This window comes from Streptomyces sp. NPDC101165 (assembly GCF_044768135.1).
Lineage (GTDB): Bacteria > Actinomycetota > Actinomycetes > Streptomycetales > Streptomycetaceae > Streptomyces.
The window spans coordinates 388,585-413,474 of record NZ_JBIWPG010000006.1; the positions used below are offsets into that span (position 1 = coordinate 388,585).

Consider the following 24,890-nt stretch of genomic DNA (forward strand, 5'->3'; position numbering starts at 1 on the left):
GAAGACCTGTTATGCCCACCCATGCCAGGCGGTACGGGAGCGCTCTCAGTCGAAGCGGGCCGCCAGCAGGACCACGTCCTCCTCGCTGTCCGCCGTGTCCAGGCCGTCGGGCAGGACGGTGCGCAGCACATGGTCGGCGACCGCTCCCGGGTCCCGGCGCAGGGTGCGCGGGATGCTGGCGGCGGCCGTGTGCAGCCGGGCGAAGGCGCGGTCCATGGGGTCGCCGGTGCGGTGCAGCAGCCCGTCGGTGTAGAGCAGGACGGTTTCTCCTGCTTCGGCCTGGATCTCCACGCTCGGCGCCTCCCAGCAGGCGAGCATGCCGAGCGGCGCGGAGACGGAGGTCTCGGCGAACTCGGTGCGGCGCTCGCCGATCAGCAGGGGCGGGCTGTGCCCGGCGCCGGCCAGGGTGATCTTGCGTAGGGCCGGCTCGCAGTAGGCGAACAGGGCGGTGGCCGAGCGGGCGGGCTCGGTCAGGCGCAGCAGCAGCTCCAGGTCGGACAGGACGGCGACCGGGTCCTCGCCCTCCATCACGGCGTACGCCCGCAGGGAGGCGCGCAGTCGGCCCATGGCGGCCACCGCGCTGGGTCCGGAGCCGGTGACCGAGCCGACGGAGAGGCCGAGGGCGGCGTCGGGCAGGGGCAGCGCGTCGTACCAGTCGCCGCCGCCGCGCGGGCCGGTGCGGTGCCGGGCGGCGAGCTGGACGCCGGCCACCCGCGGCAGCCGGGAGGGGAGCAGTTCCTCGGCGAGGGTCGCCGCGCACGCGCGCGTGCGCTCCACTTCCACCAGCAGGGCGAGGTGTTCGGCGGCGTGGCGGACGTACAGGCCGATCAGGTGGCGGTGGTGCTCGTCCGGCTCGGCGGGCTCGTCGTACAGCCACACGGCGGCGCCGAGGCGGCCGGCGGACTCGGCGGTCAGGGGCAGCGCGTAGCTGGCGGCGTAGCCGAGGCGGGCGGCCACCTCGCGGTGGCGGGGGTCGAGGCCGTCCTCGGCGAACAGGTCTGCGTGCACGATCTCGGCGGTGCCGGTGCCGGTGCCGGGGAGGGGGTCGTAGGGCTGCGAGCCGCGCGGCACGGTCTCCAGGTGGCCGAGGTCGGCGCGCCCGAGGCCGAGGCCGAGGGTGGTGCGGGGGCCGAGTCCGTCGGCGGGTTCCATGACGACCAGGCCGCGGCGGGCGCCGACGAGGGCGGCTCCGGCGCGCAGCAGCTCCTCGAGGGCGGGCTCGAGTGCGTCCGTGCGGGACAGGCGTTCGGTGAGTTCGTGGAGGGTCGTGAGGTCCGAGACCCAGCCGGCCAGCCGGTCCTGGAGCAGGGTGCCGGGGGCGGCGGCGGGGGTGTTCTTGACCGGAAGTGCGGCGTCCGGGGAGGCGCCGGCGCCCGGGGCGGCGGGTGTGGGCGCGACAGTGTGTGGGGGTGGGGGAACCGCTGAATCGATTCCAGCCACTTTCGGAGGATGCGGGGCGCTCATGGCGTCCGGCTTTCAGACCGGTGCGTATTGCTCAGAAGCATCGCAAACCCCCATGTCATTCTGCGCCGCTGGCGGTGTCTCCACATGTACACGCACTCGTGAGGGGATGTCCAGCATTGTCCTGCAGGGATTCCTGGTGTCCATGGGTCTGATGTGGGTTTCTTCCGAAACCCTTGCCTTACTGCCAAGTTGGCTTAAAACTGCCTTAGGTATCGGTCCATTGCGGTCGACTGGCCTTGCTCCACTGAGCGTCACAGCGGTCGTGATGGGTACGTACTCGGTGAAGGCCAGGGGTGGTTGGGGGCCACCCGGAACCTGGCGACGGACCCGGGCGTCATAGCCACCGACGGCCGAGCCCCATCCTCCCTGGCGGAGGCGGAGAGAAATACGCGCGACGGCAAAACGCCAGACTTCGCCACCCCTACGCCGCACTCGTGCTTTTGATAGACGCACTACGGACGCGGCCAACGCTCGACCTCTTGGGGTTCCCCTTGCCATGCGCAGGGGTGTGATGCGCCAACAGGTACGCACAGTGCAGTGATCGACACATGGTGTGATGTGGTCCACGGTGTTGCCAGCGGTGCAACGGAAAGGAACGAGCGCTCATGCGCGAGATCCTCGGAAGGCGACGCAGGCTCCTGTCCAGGCGGAAAGACGGGAGGCCTGAGCTGATCAGCGCGGCCCTGACCTTCGCGACGGAATGGCAGTGGCCCGTGCTCCCGGGCGTGGCCCCGGACCCGCAGGGACGGGCCCGTTGCGCCTGCCCCGACCCGGAGTGCACGGTGCCCGGTGCGCACCCCTTCGACCCCGGCCTGCTCGCCGCCACCACCGACGCGCGCATGGTGCGCTGGTGGTGGACCAACCGGCCGGGCGCGCCGATCATCCTCGCCACCGGCGGCAACGCGCCCTGCGCGGTCAGTCTGCCGGCGCCGGCGGCGGCCCGCGCCCTCGACCTGCTCGACCGGTGGGGCATGCGCCTCGGCCCGGTGATCGCCGCACCGACCCGCTGGTCGGTGCTCGTCAAGCCGTACTCCATGGAGCAGCTCGGCGAGCTGCTCTACGCCAAGGACTTCGTGCCCGGCTCGCTGCGCTTCCACGGCGAGGGCGGCTACCTCGCCCTGCCCCCCTCCGAGACCGGCCACGGCGCCGTCCGCTGGGAGCGTGCGCCGCTGCCGGGCTCGGCCTCGCCCTGGGTGCCCGACGTGGAGGCCGTGGTGGACGCGGTGGTCGACGCCCTCACTCGTACGGGTGTGAGCGCACCCGAGTTGTAGGGGTGTCGGGCGCGGGGGCCGCCCGATGTCCGCCCGTGGTCGTTATCTTCCGCTACATGCTGCGCATTTCTGGGGGCCCGGGCACTCGTTCGCCGCACCGCGGCGGGCCGGACCCCCGAAGGCTTCGTCTGCTCGCCCTCGCGGGCGTCGTGGTGGCCGCCGTCGTGCTGCCACTGGCCGTGGCGTCCGCGGGGCAGGTGGGCGACGCCGCGGGGCCTCCGGCGCCGGGTGGCCGGTCCGGCGTACACGCGCCGTCGTCCAAGGCGTCGAAGTCGTCGAAGTCGTCCAAGTCCGCGTCCTCGGACGAGGACGCGAAGATGCCCTCCATCGATCCCACGCGCTCCCCGCTGCTGCTCGGCCTGGGCCTGGCCACCGCCGCCCGCTGCGGACCGGAGCTCTCCTCCCCCGAGGGCGTCGAGGCGCAGACCTGTGTGCTGACCCAGGGCGAGGACACCTGGGCGCGTACCTACTACCGCAACACCACCGGCAAGGCCGTGAACGCCGTGCTGAGCCTGATGGAGCCGGGCGGCCGGACCGTGCAGACGCACTGCGCCACGGACGCCGACGACGAGCCCGCCACCTGTGAGACACCCCGCGAACGCACTCGGGGCTCGCTGGACGGCTACACCGCCGTCGCCGAGTTCTCCGCGCACGGTGCCGACGGGCCGCTGTTGCTGCACTCGGGCAGCAACTCCTAGGAGACGAACGGGAGTTGACGCTCCCCGACGCGCTGTACACCGGACGCGGACATGAAAAGGCCCGGTTGCTGGCGACGGGGGATGCACCAGCAACCGGGCTACTGGAACGGTAACAAGAGATCGGCGGTTCGCAAATTCGATCTCGGCTATTCGGACAACGATTTCCCTGTCACGACGGGGAGTTGTGACAGGAGTCACCTGTTCCGGGCACCGCTGTCACGGCTGACCGACCGTTCAGCTGTGACACGTGCCCCGGGGCGGTCAGCTGAGCGTGACCTGCCGGTTGGTCAGGCCGCCGCGCGCGCGGCGCTCGTCGGCCGTGAGCGGCTCGGTGGCCGCGAGGGCGGCCGCGAGCCGCTCGGCGAACTCGGCGGCCGGCTTCTCGATGTCCTCGGCCGTGACCCCGCTCGGCAGGTCCCAGACCGGCACCGTGATGCCGTGAGCACGGAAGGAGCCCACCAGCCGGGTGCCCTCGCCGAGGCTGGAGCGGCCCGCCGCATGCAGCCGGGCGAGAGCGTCCAGAAGCTGCTCCTCCGGGTGCGGCATGACCCAGCGCAGGTGGTTCTTCTCCGGGGTCTCGCACCAGTAGGCGGCGTCCACGCCGGACAGCTTCACGGTCGGGATGGCCGCGGCGTTGGCCCGCTCCAGGGAAGCGGCCACGTCCGGGGTGGCGTTCTCGGCGTCCGGCACCCAGAACTCGAAGCCGCTGTGCACAACTGGCTCGAACGCGCCTTCCGGGTCGAGCAGGTCCTGCAGCCGCGGACCCCCGGCGGGGGCGCGGCGGCCCTCCACCGGCGTGCCGGGCGCGGCCTCCAGCGCACGCTGGAGCGTGTCGGCGAGGTCGCGGCTGATGTCGCCGGAGGGCGTGTCGTTCTGCAGGCCGAGCAGGACCGAGCCGTCGTCGCGGCGCAGCGCGGGCCAGGCCATCGGCAGCACCGTGGCGAGCGTGACCGACGGGACGCCCTCGGGCAGGCCGCTCATGAGGGTCAGCTCCACCGTGGCGGCCGGCACCAGCTCGCGCAGCGCCACCCAGTCGCACTCGCCCGGGAGTCCCTCGAACGGACGCTGCACCAGCTCGGTCGCGGCGTGCGCGGCGGCCCGGCCGTGGCACGCCTTGTAGCGCCGGCCGCTGCCGCAGGGGCAGGGCTCGCGGGCGCCGACAACCGGGATCTCTCCGTCCGTGATCTGCGGCTTGGCCTTCGTCTGGGGTCGCTTCTTGGCCATCGTGGGGTCTCCCGGTTACGGCGCGTCTGGTACGGGCGGGAGCCTAGCCGTTCGCGCCACGGCCGACGGGAACCTGTGGACAACGGACACTTGGGCGACTCCGACGGGGTGAACCCGTGGACAACTCCCGTGCCTCCACCCGGCTCGGGCGGTCCCGGTCCGCGGGTCCCCGACGCTCAGTCCAGGTCGTCGAACGCGTCCGCGAAGTCCAGTTCCGCCATGGCCGGAACCGCGGGGGAGGTGACGCGCGTAGCGAAACCGTCCGGGCGGCACCCGGCATCCGGATCATGGACGTCCTCGTTGACCACGACCCAGACCGTCACCTCGCCGTGGATGTCGTCCCGGACACCCCAGTCGTCGGCCAGAGCAGTGATGATGTTCAGCCCGCGGCCGCCGTGCGCGGTGACCGACGGAGTGGCCGGAGCCGGGCGGGTCGGGCCGCCGCCGTCCGTCACCTCCACGGTGAGCCGCCCGCGCGTGTCCACCCGCCAGGCGGCACGTACGTCGCCGTCCCCGGGTGGAGCGTCGTCGAGGGGCCGCCCGTGTTTGCAGGCGTTGCTCAACAGCTCCGAAAGGATCAGTACGGCGTCGTCGATGACCGATTCCGACACCCCGCCGCTGCGCAGCTGCGCACGCATCCGGTGTCGTGCCTTCCCCACGCCCGCAGGACCATGGGGTACGGCCATGCTCGACGACGTGGGCACCTCCTGTGCCACCACCAACGCCACCCCCGAGACCTCCTTTGCCCCACGCCACGGTGTGGATGCCCCATTGGCCTGTACCGGAAACCGGCCAATCCTCTTCCGGTGACGCACTCGCAACGACCGCATACGGAGCGAATGCGCCGGAGCACTCCCTGTGACGGGCCTGTCATCGTGGTGGCTGGAAGTCAGTGGTGTGGCCGAGAATGGAGGATGGTCGAGCCGGGCCGGCCGGGTCAAGGGGTGTGCACCGGTCCTTACCCGGCTCTTGAGGCCCGCTTTCCCGCTCAGCGACCCAGTCGCCGCAACACCGCGCGCGGGCGGTTGGTGATGATGGCGTCGATGCCCAGCTCGACACAGAGGTCGACGTCCTCGGGCTCGTTCACGGTCCAGACGTGGACCTGGTGGCCGGCGCGCTTCAGCCGCTCCACGTACGCCGGGTGGTTGCGCACGATACGGATCGAGGGGCCCGCGATCCCCACGCCCGCCGGCAGCCGTCCGTCGCGCAGCCGGGGCGAGAGGAACTGGACCAGGTAGACCGTCGGCAGGGTCGGCGCCGCGGACCGCACGCGGTGCAGCGAGCGCGCCGAGAAGCTCATGATCCGCACCTGCGACTCGGCGGCCGAGGCCGGCGCGTCCAGCCCGAACCGCTTCAGCAGGTGCAGCAGCCGCTCCTCCACCTGTCCGGCCCAGCGCGTGGGGTGCTTGGTCTCGATGGCCAGTTCCACCCGCCGCCCGGCGTCCGAGACCAGCTCCAGCAGTCGCTCCAGGGTGAGTACGGAGGTGTCCGCCGGGTCCTCCGGACGGTGCTCCCAGTCGGGCTCCTCGTCGCGTCCGCGCCAGGCCTCGCGCGTCTTCCAGGAGCCGAAGTCCAGAGCGGCGAGATCGGCCAGCTCCAGGGCGGAGACGGCCCCGCGGCCGTTGGAGGTGCGATTCACCCGACGGTCGTGGACGCAGACCAGATGGCCGTCGGCGGTCAGCCGTACGTCGCACTCCAGGGCGTCCGCGCCGTCCTCGATCGCCTTCTTGTAGGCGGCCAGGGTGTGTTCGGGCGCGTCCTCGGAGGCCCCCCGGTGGGCGACGACCTGGATGGGGTGCTGTGGTGCGTGGGTCACCGCGTCATGGTGCCACCCGCGCGGGCTACACGGGGCGGCGCGGGGGCGTCCGTGCGGCTGACGGGGGCACCCGCCATGCCCTTTTATGTAACTTTTGCCGGATAGGTCCTATGTAAAGGATGACCCTGGACCCACAGCCACCGCTTATGGTGCTCTGACGGCCCGTGGGAAAAGCTGACTGCATACAAGCACGACGCAGGACCATGCACAGCTGTTCGCAACGGACCGACGACAGCATGAACGAGCGTGACCGAGTGCGACCTATGTCAACAGCCGTGGATCGAGGAGAAGAGCTGTGAGCACCGAGAACGAGGGCAACGCGGTACCCCCGGCGCCGTCCGTACCTCCCGTGCCGGTGGCATCTCCTGCAGCCTCCCCGCAGGGCCCCGTGCCCGACGGGGCGCCGACGGCCCAGCTCCCGCCGGTGCCTCCGGGCGCGCCCGAGCAGGGTACGGCGCAGGCCGCACCGGCACACGAGAATCCGGCCGACGGACACCAGCCGCCCGCCGGCTACCCCGGCCCGGCGCCCGACGGACACCAGCCCCCGGCCGGCTACCCCGGCCCCGCCCCCGACGGCACCTGGCCGCCTCCGGCCACGCCCGCCTACGGCGACGCCGGCTCCGGTGGCTCCGGCACCGTGTGGGGTGCCTCGTACCAGCAGCCCGCCCCCAAGCCCCGCAGCGGGCGCGGTGGACTGGTCGCCGCGGTCCTGGTGGCCGCGCTGGTCGCGGGCGGTCTGGGCGGCGGCCTCGGCTACACCCTGGCCAAGGACAACGACAACGGCTCCACCACCGTCTCCGCGTCCGACAGCAGCGCCTCCCAGGTCAAGCGCGCGCCCGGCACGATCGCCAACGTGGCCGCCAGGGCGCTGCCGAGCACGGTCACCATCGAGGCGGAGAGCACCAGCGGCGAGGGCGGCACGGGCACCGGGTTCGTCTTCGACAAGCAGGGTCACATCGTCACCAACAACCACGTGGTGGCGGAAGCGGTGGACGGCGGCAAGCTCACGGCCACCTTCCCGAACGGCAAGAAGTACGACGCGGAGATCGTCGGCCACGCGCAGGGCTACGACGTCGCCGTCATCAAGCTCAAGAACGCCCCCTCCGACCTCAATCCCCTCACCCTCGGCGACTCGGACAGGGTGGCCGTCGGCGACGAGACCATCGCCATCGGCGCCCCCTTCGGGCTGTCCAACACGGTCACCACGGGCATCATCAGCGCCAAGAACCGCCCCGTGGCCTCCAGCGACGGCAGCTCGTCCAGCAAGGCGTCCTACATGAGCGCCCTGCAGACCGACGCGTCGATCAACCCCGGCAACTCTGGTGGCCCGCTGCTGGACGCCTCCGGCTCGGTCATCGGCATCAACTCGGCGATCCAGTCCACCGGCAGCGGCGGATTCGGCTCCGGCCAGTCCGGTTCGATCGGCCTCGGCTTTGCGATCCCGATCAACCAGGCCAAGTACGTCGCCCAGCAGCTGATCAAGAACGGCAAGCCGGTGTACGCCAAGATCGGCGCCTCCGTCTCCCTGGAGGAGTCCACCAACGGCGCGAAGATCACCGACCAGGGCGCGGGCGGCGCCGCCGCGGTCGAGTCGGGCGGCCCGGCCGACAAGGCCGGCCTCAAGCCCGGGGACGTCATCACCAAGCTCGACGACAACGTGATCGACAGCGGCCCGACCCTGATCGGCGAGATCTGGACCCACAAGCCCGGCGACAAGGTCACGGTCACCTACACGCGGGGCGGCCAGGAGCACACGGTGGACCTCACCCTCGGCTCCCGGGCGGGCGACAGCTGACCCGCACGCGCGCGCAGGGGCGCGGCCTCTCGGGAAAGTCCCGCCGGTCCGGCACACGATCGGCCGACGGCGTCTCCTGGGCGGACCACGCCCCACGGCCCGCTCCGCTCCCGGTACGCTGTACCCGCTCCGACCCCGGGTGGGCGGAGGCTGAGGTGGGTTGCCCGAGCGGCCTAAGGGAACGGTCTTGAAAACCGTCGTGGCAGCGATGCCACCGTGGGTTCAAATCCCACACCCACCGCGTGGTTGAACGGCCCTGGACCGGGCGAACCGGTCCGGGGCCGTTGCTGTTGCCCCAGGGACGGGGCATTCCGGTCCTGGCCTGTGCACGTCACATGATTCGTGCGTGGTGACGACACTGTCCCGAGTTCGTGACACGGGCTGTTCCGGTGGTGCGGTGAGCACGGGCAGGGCATTACGGTCCCGATCCGGGAGCGGCCGGTCGGGCCGCCCGTGCACAGGGGGGACGTCCCAGATGAATGCCCATCGCCTCAGACCCGTCGTCGTCGCGCTCACGGCCGTCGCGCTGGCCGCCGTACTCACCGGATGCCAGGGGGACGACACCGCTGCGGGGGCCTCCGACTCGCCGAAGGCCGGGGCCACGGCCGGTTCGGCGACGTCCGGCACGGCAGGTGGCACCGGCAAGGGCAGCGGTACCGGCACCGGCACGGGAAGCGGCAAGGGCACCGGCACCGGCAAGAGCGGTGGGAGCACGGCGGGTTCGGGCGCCACCGCGGCCGCGACGCCCGCCGGCAAGGGCAGCGGAGCGGGCAAGACCGCGGCACCGGCCGCCGACTGCGTCACCAAGGCGCCGGACCCGGACCACTACGACCCCGACGAGTTCGCCCTGTACCGCATCGAGGAACTCCCGGGCAGCACCGGCAAGGTGAACCTCGTCATCCAGCACGGCGCCTGGGGATGCGCCGGCAAGGACAGCGACGGCAAGCCGTTCGTCGTCAGCGGCGAGGAGGCCCGCTGGGCGATGGACCAGGCCGCGTACGTCACCGCCACCAACCCCATCACCGGTAGCAGCACGAACCAGCGCATCGGCGTGGGGGAGCTGCAGGACTGGGTCAAGGCGCACCCCGACTCCGGCCTGGTGTTCAAGTACGAGACCGGCGCCGACGGTTCCATCGACCGGTTGGACCAGGTCTACACGCCGTAGGCGCCGCGGCCCCCGCCCCGGTGCCCCTGCCTCACGCCCGATGCCCCGTCATCCGGGCCGCCGACGCGATCGTCGCGCGGGCCTCGCGTTCGGACAGGCCGGTGTGGACGGCCGCCTCGACCAGGGCGTCGAGCAGGGCGGGGCCGAGGCCGTTCTCGTGGGCGCGGCAGGCCGCCCAGAACAGGCGGGTGTTGCGCTGGCCCGCGTGTGCGGTCAGGACGAACTGGACCAGGCCGCGGCCGTGGTCGTTGGTGGCCGTGGTCGCCGGGTGGATGGCGCGGGGCGGGGGCAGCAGCAGTCGTAGCAGGGCCGGCGGGCAGGCGGCGGGGGCCAGGTGCGCGGTGCCGGGCGCGGCGGCGTACACGCCGTGGGCGGTGCGGGAGCCGGGGCCCACGAGATAGCCGCCGGCGCCCCGGATGTCGATGCCGGGGGCCAGCCGACTGGCCGAATTGGGGACGACGGTGCCCGGCGGGCCGGTCAGCCACAGGTGGCGGCCGCCGCTCGGGGTGAGGACGACGACCGTCTCGGGGATCGTGAACAGGTGTCGCAGGGCCAGTTCGCGCAGTGCGGCCGAGGAGTCCGTGCCGGACTTGGTGTCGAGGTCGACGCCGATGAGGTGGTGCGGGGGCAGCCCGCAGGCGATGCCGTAGCCGGTGGCCCAGGGCGCGGCGGCGAACAGCTCGCGGATGCGGACCGGGTCGGTGGAGGCGTCGTACACGCCGTGACCGAAGCGGCCGCACTCGCCGTGACAGGGCGGCTCCACCGGTTCCGGGGCGTCGCGGTGCGGGGAGCGCAGGGCCGGGAGTTTCGTCCGGGACAGGGGGATGACGGCCAGTCCGCGTTCGGCGGCTGACAGGGCGTGTGCGAGGGCCAGCGTCGTGGCCTGCCGGTCGGTGGTGGCCATACCTCCATGTTCGTACTCGTGTTCGAAAAAGGGAAGAGGGGGCTGCGGCGACGCGCCGGGCCGAGAAGGTTGGCCGGAAACGTGCCGGAACGATTCCCCTCTTGTGGTCCTTGATGGGTGAAGGTCTTGTCTGTGCCGTTTTGTGACGTGAGATGACCAAAGATGGCGATAGGGGTTTATCGACTTGTCATCACGCTTGCGTGCGAATCAGGTCTTCAGAGGTGGTTCGCCGGGGATTCGGTGGGCAACTCTGGATGCGCGACGTCGTTCACGAAAACCCGAGGCGGTCGGCCAACTGCCTTGGTGCAAGCCTTAAATGACGCATCCTCGGCCTCGGCGCCGAGAGTGTTCTGTTCTGGAGGAACAAACATGGCAAGCATCCGTACCGCCCGCGTTCTCGCCGCCGTCTCCGCACTTCCGCTCGCAGCCGCCCTCTTCACCGGTGTCGCTGCCGCGGACAACGGCGCCTTCGCGGACAACGGATCGAACGCCGGCGTGGCGAGCGTCATCGGCAGCGGTGTCGGCCACGACAACCACGGAAACTCGTCCACCACCCAGCAGAACGCGGTCGGCTCCGGCGCGTCGAACCAGAGCAACACCGCACAGGTCAACGGCTCTGCCTGGACGGCTCTCCAGCAGGGCAACGAGAACGTCGCCGTCCACTTCACCAACCTGTGGTGAGCCGGGGGCGGGGCCCCTCTCGCTGAGGGTCCTCGCGGGGTGTGCTTCGGGGTCGTAACGCGTCTGCGCGGCGGTGCTTCGGTGCCGCCGCGCAGGCGTTTTTTGGTGCGTGGTTCCGGGTGGACGACCTTGACAGGGCGGAGTATCTGACGGACAGTCAGAAACCGTCCCGTCAGGCAAGCGAGGCCGGGAGGGCCCGCCGTGCACCTCGCCCCCACCGAGCGGCAGCGGCGGCTGCGCGCCGAACTCCGTGCCTACTTCCGGACCGTGATGCCCGAGGCGGGCGAACGGGTCGACGGGCGCGCCCTGTTGCGCCGCATCGGCGCCGACGGCCGGCTGGGACTCGGCTGGCCGGTCGAGTACGGCGGTCAGGGGCGGGGCGCGGACGAGCAGTTCGTGTTCTTCGACGAGGCCTACCGGGCCGGCGCCCCCGTCTCCATGGTCACGCTCAACACGGTCGGGCCCACGCTGATGAAGTACGGCAGCGAGCGCCAGAAGGCCCACTTCCTGCCCCGGATCCTCGCCGGTGACCTGGTCTTCGCGATCGGCTACACCGAGCCCTCCGCCGGTACCGACCTCGCCTCGCTGCGGACCCGGGCCGTTCGGGAGGGCGACGGCTGGCGGATCGACGGGCAGAAGATCTTCACCTCGGGCGCCCAGCACGCCGACTGGATCTGGCTCGCCTGCCGCACCGACCCGGACGCGCCCAAGCACCGCGGCATCTCCATCCTCCTCGTCCCGACGGACGCCCCGGGCTTCTCCTGGACGCCGATCGAGACCGTGGGCGGGCAGACGACGACGGCCACGTACTACGACGGTGTCCGCGTCCCCGCCCGGAACCTGGTCGGCGCCGAGAACGAGGGCTGGTCGCTGATCACCAGCCAGCTCAACCACGAACGGGTCGCCCTCGCCGCGATCGGCATGCAGGCCGAGGAGTTCTACGCGGCGGCGCTCGCCGCCGCACGTACCCCCGATCAGGTGACCGGCAGGCGCCGGATCGACGAGCCGTGGGTGCGTTCCCGACTGGCCGAGGTGCACGCCCGGCTGTCGGCATCGCGCCTGCTCAACTGGCGTTTGGTGGGGGACGTGGGGGCGGGCCGACTGGCCCCGGGCGACGCCAGCGCGGTGAAGGTCGCGGGAACGGAATCGGCTGTCGCGACGTATCGCATGTGTCAGGAGATCGTCGGCGATGCGGGACTCGTCCGCTCGGGATCGCCGGGGGCGTTCGAGGGCGGCGAACTGGAGCGGCTGAACAGGGCGGCACAGATCAACACGTTCGGGGGCGGGGTGAGCGAGGTGCAGCGGGAGATCGTCGCGACGATGCGGCTCGGGATGACGCGGGGGCGGAGGTGAGCGAGCGGATGGACGAGGTGGCCAGGCGGCTCAAGGCCTACGAGGGCCGGCCCGCCGCCGTCGCCGGGGTGGGCAGGGACCCGGTGAACGCGCCGATGATCCGGCACTGGTGCGAGGCGATGGGCGACACCGGCCCGGCGTACCGCGGACCCGACGCCGTGGCCCCGCCCACCATGCTCCAGGCATGGACGATGGGCGGCCTCTCCGGCCACCGGGGCCGCGCCGGTGCCTACGACGAACTCCTCGCCCTGCTGGACGAGTCGGGCTGTACGTCGGTGGTGGCCACCGACTGCGAGCAGGAGTATCTACGGCCCCTGCGCCCGGGCGACGAGGTCACCTTCGACGCGGTGATCGAGTCGGTCTCCGACCGCAAGACGACGAAGCTGGGCACGGGGTACTTCGTCACGACCCGCATGGACGTACGGGTGGACGGCGAACTCGCCGGCACCCACCGCTTCCGCATCCTCAAGTACGCCCCGGCCCGCCGCACACCCCCGGCCGAGCGTCCCCGGCGCCCCCGCCCGGTGGTCAACCGGGACAACGCCGGCTTCTGGGAGGGCGTGGCCGGGCACCGGCTCCTGATCCAGCGCTGCACGGGCTGCGGCACCCTGCGCCACCCCTGGCTGCCGGGCTGCAACGCCTGCGGCTGCCCGGACTGGGACACGGTCGAGGCGAGCGGCGAGGGCACGGTCTACTCGTACGTGGTGATGCACCACCCGCCCTTCCCGGCCTTCGAGCCCCCTTACGCGGTCGGCCTGATCGAACTCGCCGAGGGTGTGCGGATGGTGAGCAACGTGGTGGGGGCGCCGTACGACAAGGTGCGCATCGGCCTGCCGGTCCGGGTGGAGTACATGCCCTACGAAGATGCGGAGGGCGTACTGGTCCTGCCCGTCTTCCGGGTCGTCGAAGGCGAGGGGTGACATGGACTTCACGCCCACCGAGGCCCAGGCCGAGGCCCGTGACCTGGCCGCGCGGATCTTCGGCGACCTCGCCGGCCACGAGTGGCTGAAGGCCGCAGGCACCGGCAGCGACCCCGAGCTGTTCAAGGCCCTGTGCACGGCGGGCCTGGTCGGCGCCGTGACGGAACTGGGCCTGCTCGGGCTCGTGCTGCTCCTGGAGGAACAGGGGCGCACGACGGCCCAGGTGCCCTATGCGGCGACATGCGTGTACGGCCTCCTGGCGGTCGCCTCCCACGGCACGCCCGAGCAGCGGGAGCGGCTGCTGCCGGGCATCGAGGACGGCTCGGTGGTGGTCGCCGGCGCGCTTCCCGCACAGGGAGGTGTACGGGCCGCCGCGCGAGGCGACCTGACCGGCTCCGTCCCCGTCGTCCCCTGGCTCCGGGACGCCACCCACGTCCTGGTCGCCGACGCCGACCGGCACCTGTGGCTGGCCCCGCTCGGCGAGGGCACCGGGATCACGCCGGTGGAGCTGACGGCGCCCTGGTCCGCGGCCCGTCTCACCCTCGACCGCGCCCCGGCGGAACCTCTCGGCGGCCCGGGCACCGACGCCTGTGCCGACGTCCTCGCCACCGCCCGTACCGCCTTCGCCGGCCTTCAGGCCGGGGTGTGCGCCGGGTCGCTGGCGCGGGCGGTGGCGCACACGAACACCAGAGAACAGTTCGGGCGCCCGCTCGCCACCCGGCAGGCGGTCCAACTCCGCGCCGCCGACGCCCACATGGACACCGAGGCGATCCGGGTGACGGCGTACGAGGCAGCCTGGCGGCGGGACGCGGGGCTGCCGTACGCCACGCACGCGCTGACCGCCGCCTGGTGGGCCTCCGAGGCGGGCCAGCGGGTCGTCCACATCGGCCAGCATCTGCACGGCGGGGCCGGGGCCGACCTGGACCATCCGGTGCACCGGCACTTCCTGTGGGGGCGGCAGCTGGACGCCCACCTGGGATGCGGGGCCGAAGTGCTGCAGGAACTGGGGGAGTTGATCGCGCATGGGGAGTGAGACGCGGGCGCAGCGGCCGGTGGCGGGTGCCGAGCTGCCGCCGCTGGAGATCCCGATCACCCGCACGCTGATCGTCGCCGGGGCGATCGCCTCCCGGGACTACCAGGACGTGCACCACGACGCGGAGCTGGCCCGGCAGAAGGGCTCCCCCGACGTCTTCATGAACATCCTGACGACGAACGGGCTGGTCGGCAGGTACATCACGGACCACTTCGGCCCCTTGGCGGTGCTCCGCAAGGTCGCCATCAGGCTGGGGGCGCCCAACTATCCGGGGGACACGATGGTGCTGACGGGCCGGGTCGAGGAGGTCGACGGCGACACGGCGACGGTGCGCGTGGTCGGGGCCAACGCCATCGGCCGGCATGTGACCGGCACGGTCACGGTCAGCGTCCCCGCATCGTCCTTCGTGCCGGACGGGGAGGCCGCGTCATGAGCGTGCGCACCCGGGACTCCCTCGGCGGCCGGGCGGCGATCGTCGGCATCGGGGCCACCGAGTTCTCCAAGGACTCCGGCCGCAGTGAGCTGCGGCTGGCGGTGGAGGCGGTGGGGGCCGCGCTGGACGACGCGGGGCTCACCCCGGCGGACGTGGACGGTCTGGTGACGTTCACGATGGACACCAGCCCGGAGATCACCGTGGCCCAGGCCTGCGGGATGGGGGAGCTGTCCTTCTTCTCCCGGGTCCACTACGGCGGCGGGGCGGCCTGCGCGACCGTCCAGCAGGCGGCGCTCGCGGTGGCGACCGGCGTGGCCGAGGTGGTGGTCTGCTACCGGGCCTTCAACGAGCGCTCGGGCCGCAGATTCGGCGCGGGCGTGCAGCACCGGGAGCCGTCGGCGGAGGGCGTCGCGCTCGGCTGGGCGCTGCCGTTCGGGCTGCTCACCCCGGCCTCCTGGGTGGCGATGGCGGCCCAGCGGTATCTGCACGCCTACGGGCTGACCCCCGAGGTGTTCGGGCACGTGGCCGTGGTGGACCGGAAGTACGCGGCGACGAACCCGGCGGCCTACTTCCACGGCCGCCCCATCACCCTCGCCGACCACACCGCCTCCCGCTGGATCGTGGAGCCGCTCAGGCTGCTGGACTGCTGTCAGGAGACCGACGGCGGCCAGGCCCTGGTGGTGACCTCCCTCGAACGGGCCCGGGACCTGCCGCATCCGCCCGCCGTGATCGCGGCGGCCGCGCAGGGCGCCGGCCGGGCACAGGAGCAGATGACCAGCTTCTACCGGGACGACCTGACCGGCCTGCCGGAGATGGGCGTGGTGGCCCGCCAGCTGTGGCGGACGTCGGGACTGCGCCCGGCCGACATCGACGTGGGGATCCTGTACGACCACTTCACACCGTTCGTGCTGATGCAGCTGGAGGAGTTCGGGTTCTGCGGGAAGGGCGAGGCGGCTGATCTCGTGGCGGAGGAGCGGCTGCCGGTCAACACGCACGGGGGCCAGCTCGGGGAGGCCTACCTGCACGGGATGAACGGCGTGGCGGAAGCGGTGCGCCAGCTGCGGGGCACGGCGGTGAACCAGATACCGGGGGCGGCCCGGACCCTGGTGACGGCCGGTACGGGGGTGCCGACGTCGGGGCTGGTCCTGGCGGCCGACGGGTGAGCGTCCTCAGGGGTGAACCCGCAGACGCGGTCACCCCGCAGTCCACCTTCAGGAGGTGTAGGCAACCCCACCCGTACAACCTGAGGGGGACGCTGCTTCGGGACCTGGGGCCGATCCGCCGGAGTGCGGTCCGCTCCTAGCGTGGAGCCATGACCACACTCGTCTGCACCAGCGCCTCGGCCGCCGCCGCACCAGCGCGGCAGACCCACGCATACCCGTCGTTCTCCTCGTACGTGAGGGCCCGCCAGCCGGTCCTGCTGCGTACCGCGCGCTCGCTGACCGCGAACCCGAGCGACGCCGAGGACCTGCTGCAGACCGCGCTCACCAAGACCTACGTGGCGTGGGAGCGGATCGAGGACCACCGGGCGCTGGACGGCTATGTGCGCCGGGCCCTGCTGAACACGCGGACCTCGCAGTGGCGCAAGCGCAGAGTGGACGAGTACGTCTGCGACGAGCTGCCCGAGCCGGAGCCCGTACCCGGCGAGGACGACCCGGCCGAACGGCAGGCGCTGCACGACGCCATGTGGCGGGCGATCACCAAGCTGCCCGCGCGGCAGCGGGCGATGGTCGTCCTCAGGTACTACGAGGATCTCAGCGAGGCCCAGACGGCCGAGGTGCTCGGGGTCTCAGTGGGCACGGTGAAGTCGGCGGTCTCCCGGGCCCTGAGCAAGCTGCGCGAGGATCCCGAGCTCGGACTGGTGCGCTAGGCCTCAGTTTCGCTTCCCCTAGTGACATACCGCGCGGTATGTGCGCAGAATCAGCGCAACCTCTACTCCCGCGTAGGCAATGTCGCCATGGAGGACGCCGTGCTGAGCACCATGCAGGACGTACCGCTGCTGATCTCGAGGATCCTGACCCACGGAGCGACGGTCCACGGAAGGTCGCGGGTGAGCACCTGGACCGGCGAGGGCGAGCCGCAGCGCCGCACCTACGCCGAGGTCGGCGCTCGTGCGGCCCAGCTGGCGCACGCCCTGCGGGACGAACTCGGCGTCCGGGGCGACGACCGGGTCGCGACGCTGATGTGGAACAACGCCGAGCATGTCGAGGCCTACTTCGCGATCCCTTCCATGGGCGCGGTCCTGCACACCCTCAACCTCCGCCTCCCGGCCGAGCAGCTGACGTGGATCGTCAACCACGCCGCCGACCGCGTGATCATCGTCAACGGCTCGCTGATCCCGCTGATCGCGCCGCTGCTGGCCGGGCTGCCGACGGTGGAGCACATCGTCGTCTCGGGCCCCGGTGACCGTTCCCCGCTCCGGGGCGCCGCCGCGCGGGTGCACGAGTACGAGGAGCTGATCGCCGGCCGGCCCACCGCCTACGACTGGCCCGAGCTGGACGAACGCCAGGCCGCCGCGATGTGCTACACCTCCGGCACGACCGGCGACCCCAAGGGCGTGGTGTACAGCCACCGTTCGATCTACCTGCACTCCATGCAGGTCAACATGACCGAGTCGATGGGCCTGACCGACCAGGACACCTCGCTGGTCGTGGTCCCCCAGTTCCACGTCAACGCCTGGGGCCTGCCGCACGCCACCTTCATGAGCGGCGTCAACCTGCTGATGCCCGACCGCTTCCTGCAGCCCGCTCCGCTCGCCGAGATGATCGAGGGGGAGCGCCCGACGCACGCGGCCGCCGTCCCCACCATCTGGCAGGGCCTGCTCGCCGAACTCACCGCCCGCCCCCGGGACGTCTCCACCCTCGGCCAGGTCACCATCGGCGGCGCCGCCTGTCCGCCCGCCCTGATGAGGGCCTTCGACAAGCTCGGCATGCGGGTCTGCCACGCCTGGGGCATGACGGAGACCTCCCCGCTCGGCACGGTGGCCCGCCCGCCGGCCCACGCGGTCGGCACCGAGGAGGAGTTCGCCTACCGCGTCACCCAGGGCCGCTTCCCGGCGAGCGTCGAGGGCCGCCTCACCGGCCCCGGCGGCGAACGCCTGCCCTGGGACGGCGAGTCGGCGGGCGAGCTGGAGGTGCGCGGCCCCTGGATCGCGGGCGCCTACTACAACGGCCCCGACGCCGAACCGCTGCGCCCCGCCGACAAGTTCAGCGAGGACGGCTGGCTGAAGACCGGCGACGTCGGCACCATCTCCCCCGAGGGGTTCCTGACGCTCACCGACCGCGCCAAGGACGTCATCAAGTCCGGCGGCGAGTGGATCTCCTCGGTCGAGCTGGAGAACGCGCTGATGGCCCACCCGGATGTCACCGAGGCCGCTGTGGTCGCCGTACCCGACGAGAAGTGGGGCGAGCGCCCGCTGGCCACGGTCGTCCTCAAGGAGGGCTCCAGCGTCGGCTTCGAGGCCCTCCGCACCTTCCTCGCCGAGGAGGGGAAGATCGCCAGGTGGCAGCTCCCCGAGCGCTGGACGATCGTCGAGGCGGTGCCGAAGACGAGCGTGGGCAAGTTCGACAAGAAGGTGCTGCGCCGGCGGTACGCGGAGGGGGAGCTGGACGTCACCAGCCTCTGACCGAGGACGTCACCGGCCTCTGGCCGGACGAGGGGTGGGCGGCCGTACTGCAGGCGTGCGGGTCAGCGCCGTACCGCCGTGGTCGCCCACCCCAGCGCCAGCCACACCCCCGCCACCGCGCTGACCCCGCCCCAGCCCCAGTGGCTGAAGGCCAGGCCCGCCAGGGTCGAGGCGAGGGCGCCTCCGGTGAAGCCGGCGACGACGTAGGCGGTGTTCGCGGTGGCCGGGGCGGAGGTGGTCGTCAGGGCCAGCGTCTGGTTGGCGACATGGGAGGCGACCAGGGCGGCGTGGATCGCGACGGCGGCCACGAACAGCGCGGCCAGGACGTGCCCGCCGAGCCAGAACAGCGGCACGGACACGGCCGCGAGCAGATACGCGGACCGTACGACCTTCGCGGCGCCGAAGCGGTCGACCAGGCCGCCCGCGAGCGGGGCCACCGCGGTGGCCGTGAGGCCGAAGAGGCCGAACAGACCGGCGGTCGCGGTGGACAGGCCGTACGCCGGGCCGGTCAGCAGCAGGGCGAGCGAGGTCCACAGGGCGCTCCAGGCGCCGAACATGCCGGCCTGGCGTATGCACGCCCGCCACAGGTCGGGCGAGCGGCGGACGAGCCCGGGCAGCTCGGCGATGCCCGCGAACAGCGCTCCCGTGCGGGGGCGCCGCTCCGACGGCAGGGCCAGTGCCGTGGCCAGACCCAGGACGAGGGTCAGCGCGCCGGACCCGGCGAACACCCAGCGCCAGCCGAAGGCCTGCCCGGCGAGTCCGCCGACCACCCGGGCGCCGACGATGCCGGTGAACAGTCCGGCGATGACCGCCGCGACATGGCGGGCACGGTGGTGGGCGGGGGCGCGCTCGGCGACCAGCGGGACGAGCAGCTGGGGGATGACGGTCGCCGCCGCGGCGACGAAGACGGCGACCGCGAGGGCGGCGGTGCCGGGCGCTGCCGCGCCGAGCCCCAGCGCGGCGGCCGTGGCCACCGAGAGCAGGGCGACCAGCGGGCGCCGGTTGACGCGGTCGCCGAGCGGGGCGAAGAAGAGCAGGCCGGCCGCATAGCCGAACTGGGCGACCGAGGCGATCCAGGTGACGGCCGAGGGGACCGTGCCGAAGTCGTGGGCGATCAGGGGGAACAGCGGGGCCGCGAGGTAGATGTTGGCGGCCGTGACGGCGGTGCAGACGGCGATGAGCAGGAGGAAGAGCCGCCCGGAGGCGGGCTGTTCCCGGGCGGGGACCCGGACCTCGGGTGCCCGGTGGGTGGTGCTGGTTGCTGACGGCATGGGCGGAGCTACTCCTTCGAGCCGACTCTCACAACTAACTGGTTGGTTGGATGCCTCAACAGAGTGCGCCTTCTCGCAATTCCCTGTCAACCAAACGGTTGGTTACTTGCCGGGTACGCTGGCCGCATGGCAGCAGTCAGGGACCCCGAGGCCACCAGGGCCCGCATCTTCGACGCGGCGGTCGCCGAGTTCGCCCGGCACGGCATCGCGGGCGCCCGCATCGACCGCATCGCCGCCGAGGCCAAGGCCAACAAGCAGCTGATCTACGCCTACTTCGGCAACAAGGCGGAGCTGTTCACGCAGGTCCTGGGGAAGTCGATGCTCGATCTGGCCGTCGCCGTCCCCATCGACCCCGATGACATCGAGGGCTGGGTCGACCGCGTGATCGACTATCACTCCGCCCATCCCGAGGTGCTCCGCCTGCTCTTCTGGGAGGGCCTGGAGTACGGCGGGAACGCCGAACTGCCCGACGAGAGCGAGCGCCGGGAGCACTACCGCAAGAAGATCGACGCACTGCGCGACGGCCAGGACCGGGGCGTGATCACCGACGCGATCCCGGCCCGCGACCTGCTCTTCCTGCTCATCGCCCTGGCCAACTGGGCCGCCGTCGTCCCCCAGATGCGCCGCATCGTGGCGGGCGCCGAGGACACCGACCGGGACCGCCTGCGCGCCTCGATCAGAGAGGCGGCCCGGCGGCTGGTCGCACGCTGACCCCGGCGCCCGAGGAGACGGGCTAGTTGGTCCCGATCCGCGCGAGCAGGTCCACGATCCGGCTCTGCACCTCGTTGCTGGTGGACCGCTCCGCGAGGAACAGCACCGTCTCGCCCGAGGCCAGCCGCGGCAGGTCGGCCGGGTCGACGGCGGCGGTGTAGACGACCAGCGGGGTGCGGTTGAGCTGCCCGTTCGCACGCAGCCAGTCGACGATCCCGGACTGCCGCCGGTGCACCTGCATCAGGTCCATCACCACGAGGTTCGGCCTGAGCTGCCCGGCCAGCGTCACCGCGTCGTTGTCGTTCGCGGCCCGCGCCACCTGCATCCCACGCCGCTCCAGCGTCGACGTCAGCGCGAGCGCGATCTCCGCGTGCTCCTCGATCAACAGCACCCGCGGCGGATGCTGCTCGCTGTCGCGCGGCGCCAGCGCCTTCAGGAGCACGGCGGGATCGGCGCCGTACGCCGCCTCGCGCGTCGCCTGCCCGAGCCCGGCCGTGACCAGCACCGGCACCTCGGCCGCGACCGCCGCCTGGCGCAGCGACTGCAGCGCGGTACGGGTGATCGGCCCGGTCAGCGGGTCCACGAACAGCGCGGCCGGGAAAGCCGCGATCTGCGCGTCGACCTCCTCGCGGGAGTGCACGATGACCGGCCGGTAGCCGCGGTCGCTCAGCGCCTGCTGGGTCGTCACGTCCGGCGCGGGCCAGACCAGCAGCCGGCGTGGGTTGTCCAGCGGCTCGGGGGGAAGCTCGTCGTCCATCGGCTGCGGCCGCGGCATGTCCGCGATCTCGACCGCCCCGCCGGGGCCGTCCAGCGGCTCGGGCCCCTCGGCCGCGTTCGCGTCCGGGGCGCCTATGGCGTACGACCGACCGGCACCCTCGGTGGCCGGGGCGAGCCGGGACTGCCCCGCGAGCGAGGGCTGCGCGGGCACCGGTTCGGCCGGCGGATGCGGGCGGGCCGCCTGCTCCGGCTGCGGTTCCTGGCGCGCGGCCGGGTCGGGCGGCGTGCCCAGCTTCCGCCGGCGGCCGGAACCGCCCGGCGCGTGCGGGGGCGGGGTCGCCGTCGGCTGCTGCACCTGCGCGGCCTGCCGCGAGAACGGCACGCCCTGGCCCAGTGTGCGGACACTGATCGCCCGGCCCTGGGTGGAGTTGGGGTCGACCGCGGGCCCCGCGGCCTCGGCGGGCAGCGGCTGAGCCGCCGCCCGCTGGACACCGGCGTGCTCCGGCGGGAGCGGGGTGCCGGGTGCCGGGGTGGCGGTCTGCTGTGCCGGGACGCCCGCACCGGAGGTGCCGTCGGCGCCGGGCCACTGCTGGGGGACGGCGCCCGCGGGGGTGCCTGCGGCCGGCGTCGGCGCACCCTGGCCTGCCGGCACCTGAACGGGAGCCGCCTCCGCCGGGAGCGGCTGACCGGGCTGGGGCGCGGCCGGGGTACCGGCGGGCGGGGTGGTCTGCGCCGCCGGGGCGGGGGCGGCGGGGGTCTGCGCCTGCGCCTTCGCCGGTACGGGCTGAGCGGGCACGGGCTGGCCCGGCACCACCTGCGCCGGAACCGGCCGGCCCGGCGGAACCGGTACGCCCTGACCGACGGTGCCCTGCGCGGGCACGGCGGCGTTGGGCACGGCAACCGGCTGCGCGGGGGCGGCCTGGACTGCCACACCGGGCTGAGCTACGACACCGGGCTGAGCCATGACACCGGCCGGCGCCGTGACACCGGCCGGCGCGACGACGCCGGACTGACCCGCAGCCCCCGTCGGCGCGCCCGTGCCCTGCGCCGGAATCCCGTGCCCCGGGGTCGGGTGGCCCGCGGCGACCTGAGCAGCCTGCGGAACCTGGCCGGGCTGCACCGGCTGCCCGGGAGCGGCCGGTACGGGAGTCGCCTGAGCCGGGAGCGCCGGAACGGCCTGGCCAGGGGCGCCGGGATCAGCAGCGGCCACCGGGGCCGTCGTCTCCGTGGGCTCGCCCGGATGGGCCACGGCCCGTCGGCGGCGGCCGGTCGGTGCGGTCGTGGGGTGCGGCTGGGGCGGGGTGTGGTCCTCGGCCTGGTCGAGCGGTACGGCGTCATGCCGGCCGTCCTCGCCGGGACCTCCCTGAGCGGCCCCCCGCACCTGACCCGGGACCTGGGCATCCGGGCCCGGTGCCACGGCCGTCCCCACACCGGCCGCCGCGTCGGCGGACTCGGGTGAGCGGTCGGCCTCGGCCGGGGGCAGCGCGAAGACCGTACGGGCCCCCGCTTCCTGCGCGGCGGCCCGCTCCGCGGCGGCGGCCAGCGCACGCCGACGCCGCCCGGTGGGCTGCTCGTCCGCGGCCGCCTCGGCCGGAACGGGCTGCGCGGGCTCGGTACCGGCCGCGGGCAGCGCGGGCGGCAGGGCGGCCTGCGGTGCGCCGGAGTCCCGCCTGGCCCGGCGGCCCGTGGGCGCGGGCACGCCCTGCGGCGGCACGGTGCCGCCGAGTCCGTTGCCCGTCGCGGCGGTGCCTGCGGCATGCTCGGCCGCGGTCACCACGGCACCCTCGGACACGGCGTCCTGTTCATCACCGGCGTCGGTTTCGGCGGACCGTCCGCGCCGCCGCCCGGTCCCGCCGGACGCGGTCTCCGCAGCCTCGACGGCGACCGGAGGAGCCGCCTCGACGGCGGCCGCCGCACGCCTTCGGCGCCGCCCGGTCGGCACGGACGCCTCCGCCTCGCCGTCACCGGACTCAGCGGGGGTGTCGCTCTCCAGGAAGGCGTCCGTGGAGGCCCGCCGGGCCCGCCGCCGACCGCCGCCGGTGGTCTGCTCGGCGGTTGCGGCAACGTCGGCAGCGGTGTCCTCGGGGGCCGTGGCCTGCGCGGCGACCGCCCCGGCGCCACCGCCGAGCGGCACTTCGAGGACGTACGCGCTGCCGCTCATGCCCGGCACCTCGTGCGTCTGCAGCACACCGCCGTGCGCCCGGACGATCCCGCGCACCATCGGCTCGTGCACCGGGTCTCCCCCGGCGTAGGGTCCGCGCACCTCGATACGCGCGACCTCACCGCGCTGCGCGGCCGCGACCACCACGGTGTTGTCCAGGTAACCGCCCGCGGACACGGGTGTGTTGCCGGTGGCGTCGACGCCCGCCACGTCCGCGACGAGATGCGCGAGCGCGGTGGCGAGCCGCTGCGGGTCGACCTCGGCCTCGATGGGCGGCGCGTGCACGGCGAACTGGACGCGGCCCGGCCCGATCAGCTCGACGGCCCCGTCCACACCGGCGGCGACGACGGCGTCGAGCATCACCTTCGTACGGGTGATGTCCTCGGTGCCCGCGTCCAGCCGCTGGTAGCCGAGGACGTTGTCGATGAGGGCGGTGATGCGGGAGTAGCCGGCCGAGAGGTGGTGCAGCACCTGGTTGGCCTCGGGCCACAGCTGCCCGGCGTCGTCCGCGGCCAGGGCGGCCAGCTCGCGCCGCAGCTCGTCCAGCGGTCCGCGCAGGGACTGCCCGAGCAGTGTCAGCAGCTGCTCGTGCCGCCCGGAGAGGGCCTCGTACCGGTCCTTCTCCCGCTCGGCGAGCGCGGCGTACCGATCCTCGCCGGCCGCCAGCTCCTCCTGGTGCTGCTCGCGCAGTCCGTCGACCTCGGTGACGTGCTTCTGGCGCAGCGCGGTCAGGTCGGAGGCGTGCTCCTCGGAGAGCCGCTCCAGCTCCTCGGTGTGCGCCTTCTCCTGCGCGTCCTTCTCCTCGGCGAGGGCGTCGTACGGCCGCCGGTCCGTGAAGGTCATGACGGCGCCGACGAGCTGGTCGCCATCGCGCACGGGGGCGGTGGTCAGGTCGACGGCTACCTTCTTTTCGCCCTTGGACCACAGCACCTGCCCGCGCACCCGGTGCTTGCGCCCGGAGCGCAGGGTGTCGGCGAGCGGCGACTCCTCGTACGGGAAGGGGGAGCCGTCGGGACGGGAGTGCAGCACGAGGGTGTGCAGCTCCTTGCCGCCCAGCTCACCGGCCCGGTAGCCCAGTATCTGGGCGGCGGCCGGGTTGACCAGCACGATCCGCCCGTCGGTGTCGGTGCCCACGACACCCTCGGCCGCGGCCCGCAGGATCATCTCGGTCTGCCGCTGCGAGCGGGCCAGCTCGGCCTCGGTGTCCACGGTCCCGGACAGGTCCCGCACGACGATCATGAGCAGCTCGTCGCCGGTGTAGCCGTAACCGTCGTACGCCTGCTGCCCGTTCTCCAGGTTCGCGCTCGTGACCTCGACCGGGAACTCGGATCCGTCGGTCCGCCGCGCGATCATCCGCGTGGGCTTGGTCCGCCCCTGCGGATCCATGTGATCGGGGCGCCGCATGGAGCCGGGGATGAGCCGGGAGTCGAACTGCGGCAGCAGATCGAGCAGCCCGCGCCCGACCAGGGCGGTGCCCGGGGCCTCGAAGGCCTCCAGGGCGATGGTGTTGGCGTTGACGACGGTTCCGTTGGCGTTGACCAGCACCAACGCGTCGGGCAGCGCGTCGAGTATGGCTGCGAGGCGAGCAGCGCCTCGGGATGGCCTGCTGCTCACGAGACGCTTCCTCCCTGTTACCGCTTTCCGACCG

Annotated in this window: 20 protein-coding genes and 1 tRNA gene; 14 read left to right on the forward strand and 7 right to left on the reverse strand. The window is 73.0% G+C overall.

The annotated features are described in order from the left end of the window. Positions 1 to 45 precede the first annotated feature (45 nt). On the reverse strand, positions 46 to 1,464 hold the full coding sequence (locus ACIRVH_RS15585; RefSeq protein ID WP_403952843.1) for a SpoIIE family protein phosphatase: 1,419 nt from the start codon (positions 1,462 to 1,464) through the stop codon (positions 46 to 48). A gap of 605 nt (positions 1,465 to 2,069) precedes the next feature. On the opposite strand from ACIRVH_RS15585, the gene ACIRVH_RS15590 reads away from it, so the two are divergent. Beyond that, positions 2,070 to 2,735 (forward strand): bifunctional DNA primase/polymerase, encoded by a 666-nt coding sequence (locus ACIRVH_RS15590; RefSeq protein WP_403952846.1) that lies wholly within the window; start codon positions 2,070 to 2,072, stop codon positions 2,733 to 2,735. 56 nt (positions 2,736 to 2,791) lie between these two features. Then, positions 2,792 to 3,433 carry a hypothetical protein gene (locus ACIRVH_RS15595; RefSeq protein WP_403952848.1) on the forward strand — a complete coding sequence of 214 codons (642 nt, stop codon included), beginning with the start codon at positions 2,792 to 2,794 and terminating at the stop codon, positions 3,431 to 3,433. Positions 3,434 to 3,694: 261 nt separating this feature from the next. Here ACIRVH_RS15595 and ACIRVH_RS15600 read toward each other — a convergent pair whose 3' ends face one another. The 3 genes from ACIRVH_RS15600 to ACIRVH_RS15610 form a co-directional block, all read right to left on the reverse strand. Further along, the gene (locus ACIRVH_RS15600; RefSeq protein ID WP_403952850.1) at positions 3,695 to 4,657 is read right to left on the reverse strand and encodes a DUF5926 family protein; all 963 of its coding nucleotides are present in this window, start codon (positions 4,655 to 4,657) and stop codon (positions 3,695 to 3,697) included. Positions 4,658 to 4,833: 176 nt separating this feature from the next. After that, on the reverse strand, positions 4,834 to 5,472 hold the full coding sequence (locus tag ACIRVH_RS15605; RefSeq protein WP_403952853.1) for an ATP-binding protein: 639 nt from the start codon (positions 5,470 to 5,472) through the stop codon (positions 4,834 to 4,836). 173 nt (positions 5,473 to 5,645) lie between these two features. After that, entirely contained in the window at positions 5,646 to 6,473 is an 828-nt protein-coding gene (locus ACIRVH_RS15610; protein WP_403952855.1) for a glycerophosphodiester phosphodiesterase, read from the reverse strand. A gap of 295 nt (positions 6,474 to 6,768) precedes the next feature. Between ACIRVH_RS15610 and ACIRVH_RS15615 the strand changes: the two genes are divergently transcribed. From ACIRVH_RS15615 to ACIRVH_RS15625, 3 genes are all read left to right on the forward strand, one after another. Continuing rightward, entirely contained in the window at positions 6,769 to 8,268 is a 1,500-nt protein-coding gene (locus ACIRVH_RS15615) for a S1C family serine protease (RefSeq protein WP_403952856.1), read from the forward strand. Between the two features lie 154 nt (positions 8,269 to 8,422). Then, positions 8,423 to 8,509 (forward strand) — tRNA-Ser (locus tag ACIRVH_RS15620). 234 nt (positions 8,510 to 8,743) lie between these two features. After that, a complete protein-coding gene (locus tag ACIRVH_RS15625) occupies positions 8,744 to 9,433 on the forward strand; it encodes a hypothetical protein (protein WP_403952859.1) in 690 nt (229 codons plus the stop codon). Between the two features lie 31 nt (positions 9,434 to 9,464). On the opposite strand, the gene ACIRVH_RS15630 is transcribed toward ACIRVH_RS15625, so the two are convergent. Continuing rightward, complete coding sequence (locus ACIRVH_RS15630; protein WP_403952860.1) at positions 9,465 to 10,337, reverse strand: bifunctional DNA primase/polymerase; 873 nt, start codon at positions 10,335 to 10,337, stop codon at positions 9,465 to 9,467. 369 nt (positions 10,338 to 10,706) lie between these two features. Between ACIRVH_RS15630 and ACIRVH_RS15635 the strand changes: the two genes are divergently transcribed. The 8 genes from ACIRVH_RS15635 (at position 10,707) to ACIRVH_RS15670 (ending at position 18,382) form a co-directional block, all read left to right on the forward strand. After that, on the forward strand, positions 10,707 to 11,018 hold the full coding sequence (locus ACIRVH_RS15635; protein ID WP_403952863.1) for a hypothetical protein: 312 nt from the start codon (positions 10,707 to 10,709) through the stop codon (positions 11,016 to 11,018). A gap of 201 nt (positions 11,019 to 11,219) precedes the next feature. Beyond that, complete coding sequence (locus ACIRVH_RS15640; RefSeq protein ID WP_403952866.1) at positions 11,220 to 12,371, forward strand: acyl-CoA dehydrogenase family protein; 1,152 nt, start codon at positions 11,220 to 11,222, stop codon at positions 12,369 to 12,371. An 8-nt stretch (positions 12,372 to 12,379) separates the two neighbouring features. Continuing rightward, positions 12,380 to 13,291 (forward strand): bifunctional MaoC family dehydratase N-terminal/OB-fold nucleic acid binding domain-containing protein, encoded by a 912-nt coding sequence (locus ACIRVH_RS15645; RefSeq protein ID WP_403953052.1) that lies wholly within the window; start codon positions 12,380 to 12,382, stop codon positions 13,289 to 13,291. 1 nt (position 13,292) lies between these two features. Continuing rightward, a complete protein-coding gene (locus tag ACIRVH_RS15650; protein ID WP_403952869.1) occupies positions 13,293 to 14,324 on the forward strand; it encodes an acyl-CoA dehydrogenase family protein in 1,032 nt (343 codons plus the stop codon). After that, positions 14,314 to 14,757 (forward strand): MaoC family dehydratase, encoded by a 444-nt coding sequence (locus tag ACIRVH_RS15655; RefSeq protein WP_403952872.1) that lies wholly within the window; start codon positions 14,314 to 14,316, stop codon positions 14,755 to 14,757. Before ACIRVH_RS15650 ends, ACIRVH_RS15655 begins: the two co-directional genes overlap by 11 nt. Beyond that, complete coding sequence (locus ACIRVH_RS15660) at positions 14,754 to 15,920, forward strand: lipid-transfer protein (protein ID WP_403952875.1); 1,167 nt, start codon at positions 14,754 to 14,756, stop codon at positions 15,918 to 15,920. Before ACIRVH_RS15655 ends, ACIRVH_RS15660 begins: the two co-directional genes overlap by 4 nt. 149 nt (positions 15,921 to 16,069) lie before the next feature. Next, entirely contained in the window at positions 16,070 to 16,627 is a 558-nt protein-coding gene (locus ACIRVH_RS15665; RefSeq protein WP_403952877.1) for a SigE family RNA polymerase sigma factor, read from the forward strand. A 99-nt stretch (positions 16,628 to 16,726) separates the two neighbouring features. Next, on the forward strand, positions 16,727 to 18,382 hold the full coding sequence (locus ACIRVH_RS15670; protein ID WP_403953055.1) for a long-chain fatty acid--CoA ligase: 1,656 nt from the start codon (positions 16,727 to 16,729) through the stop codon (positions 18,380 to 18,382). A gap of 62 nt (positions 18,383 to 18,444) precedes the next feature. Here ACIRVH_RS15670 and ACIRVH_RS15675 read toward each other — a convergent pair whose 3' ends face one another. Continuing rightward, positions 18,445 to 19,653: an MFS transporter gene (locus ACIRVH_RS15675; protein WP_403952879.1), complete on the reverse strand. Its 1,209-nt coding sequence runs from the start codon at positions 19,651 to 19,653 to the stop codon at positions 18,445 to 18,447. Positions 19,654 to 19,779: 126 nt separating this feature from the next. Here ACIRVH_RS15675 and ACIRVH_RS15680 point away from each other — a divergent pair, with 126 nt between their 5' ends. Then, positions 19,780 to 20,364, forward strand: coding sequence for a TetR family transcriptional regulator (locus ACIRVH_RS15680; protein ID WP_403952882.1), 585 nt, complete (start codon positions 19,780 to 19,782; stop codon positions 20,362 to 20,364). Between the two features lie 22 nt (positions 20,365 to 20,386). On the opposite strand, the gene ACIRVH_RS15685 is transcribed toward ACIRVH_RS15680, so the two are convergent. Continuing rightward, positions 20,387 to 24,856, reverse strand: a complete 4,470-nt coding sequence (locus ACIRVH_RS15685) for a PAS domain-containing protein (protein ID WP_403952885.1) — start codon at positions 24,854 to 24,856, stop codon at positions 20,387 to 20,389. Positions 24,857 to 24,890 lie beyond the last annotated feature (34 nt).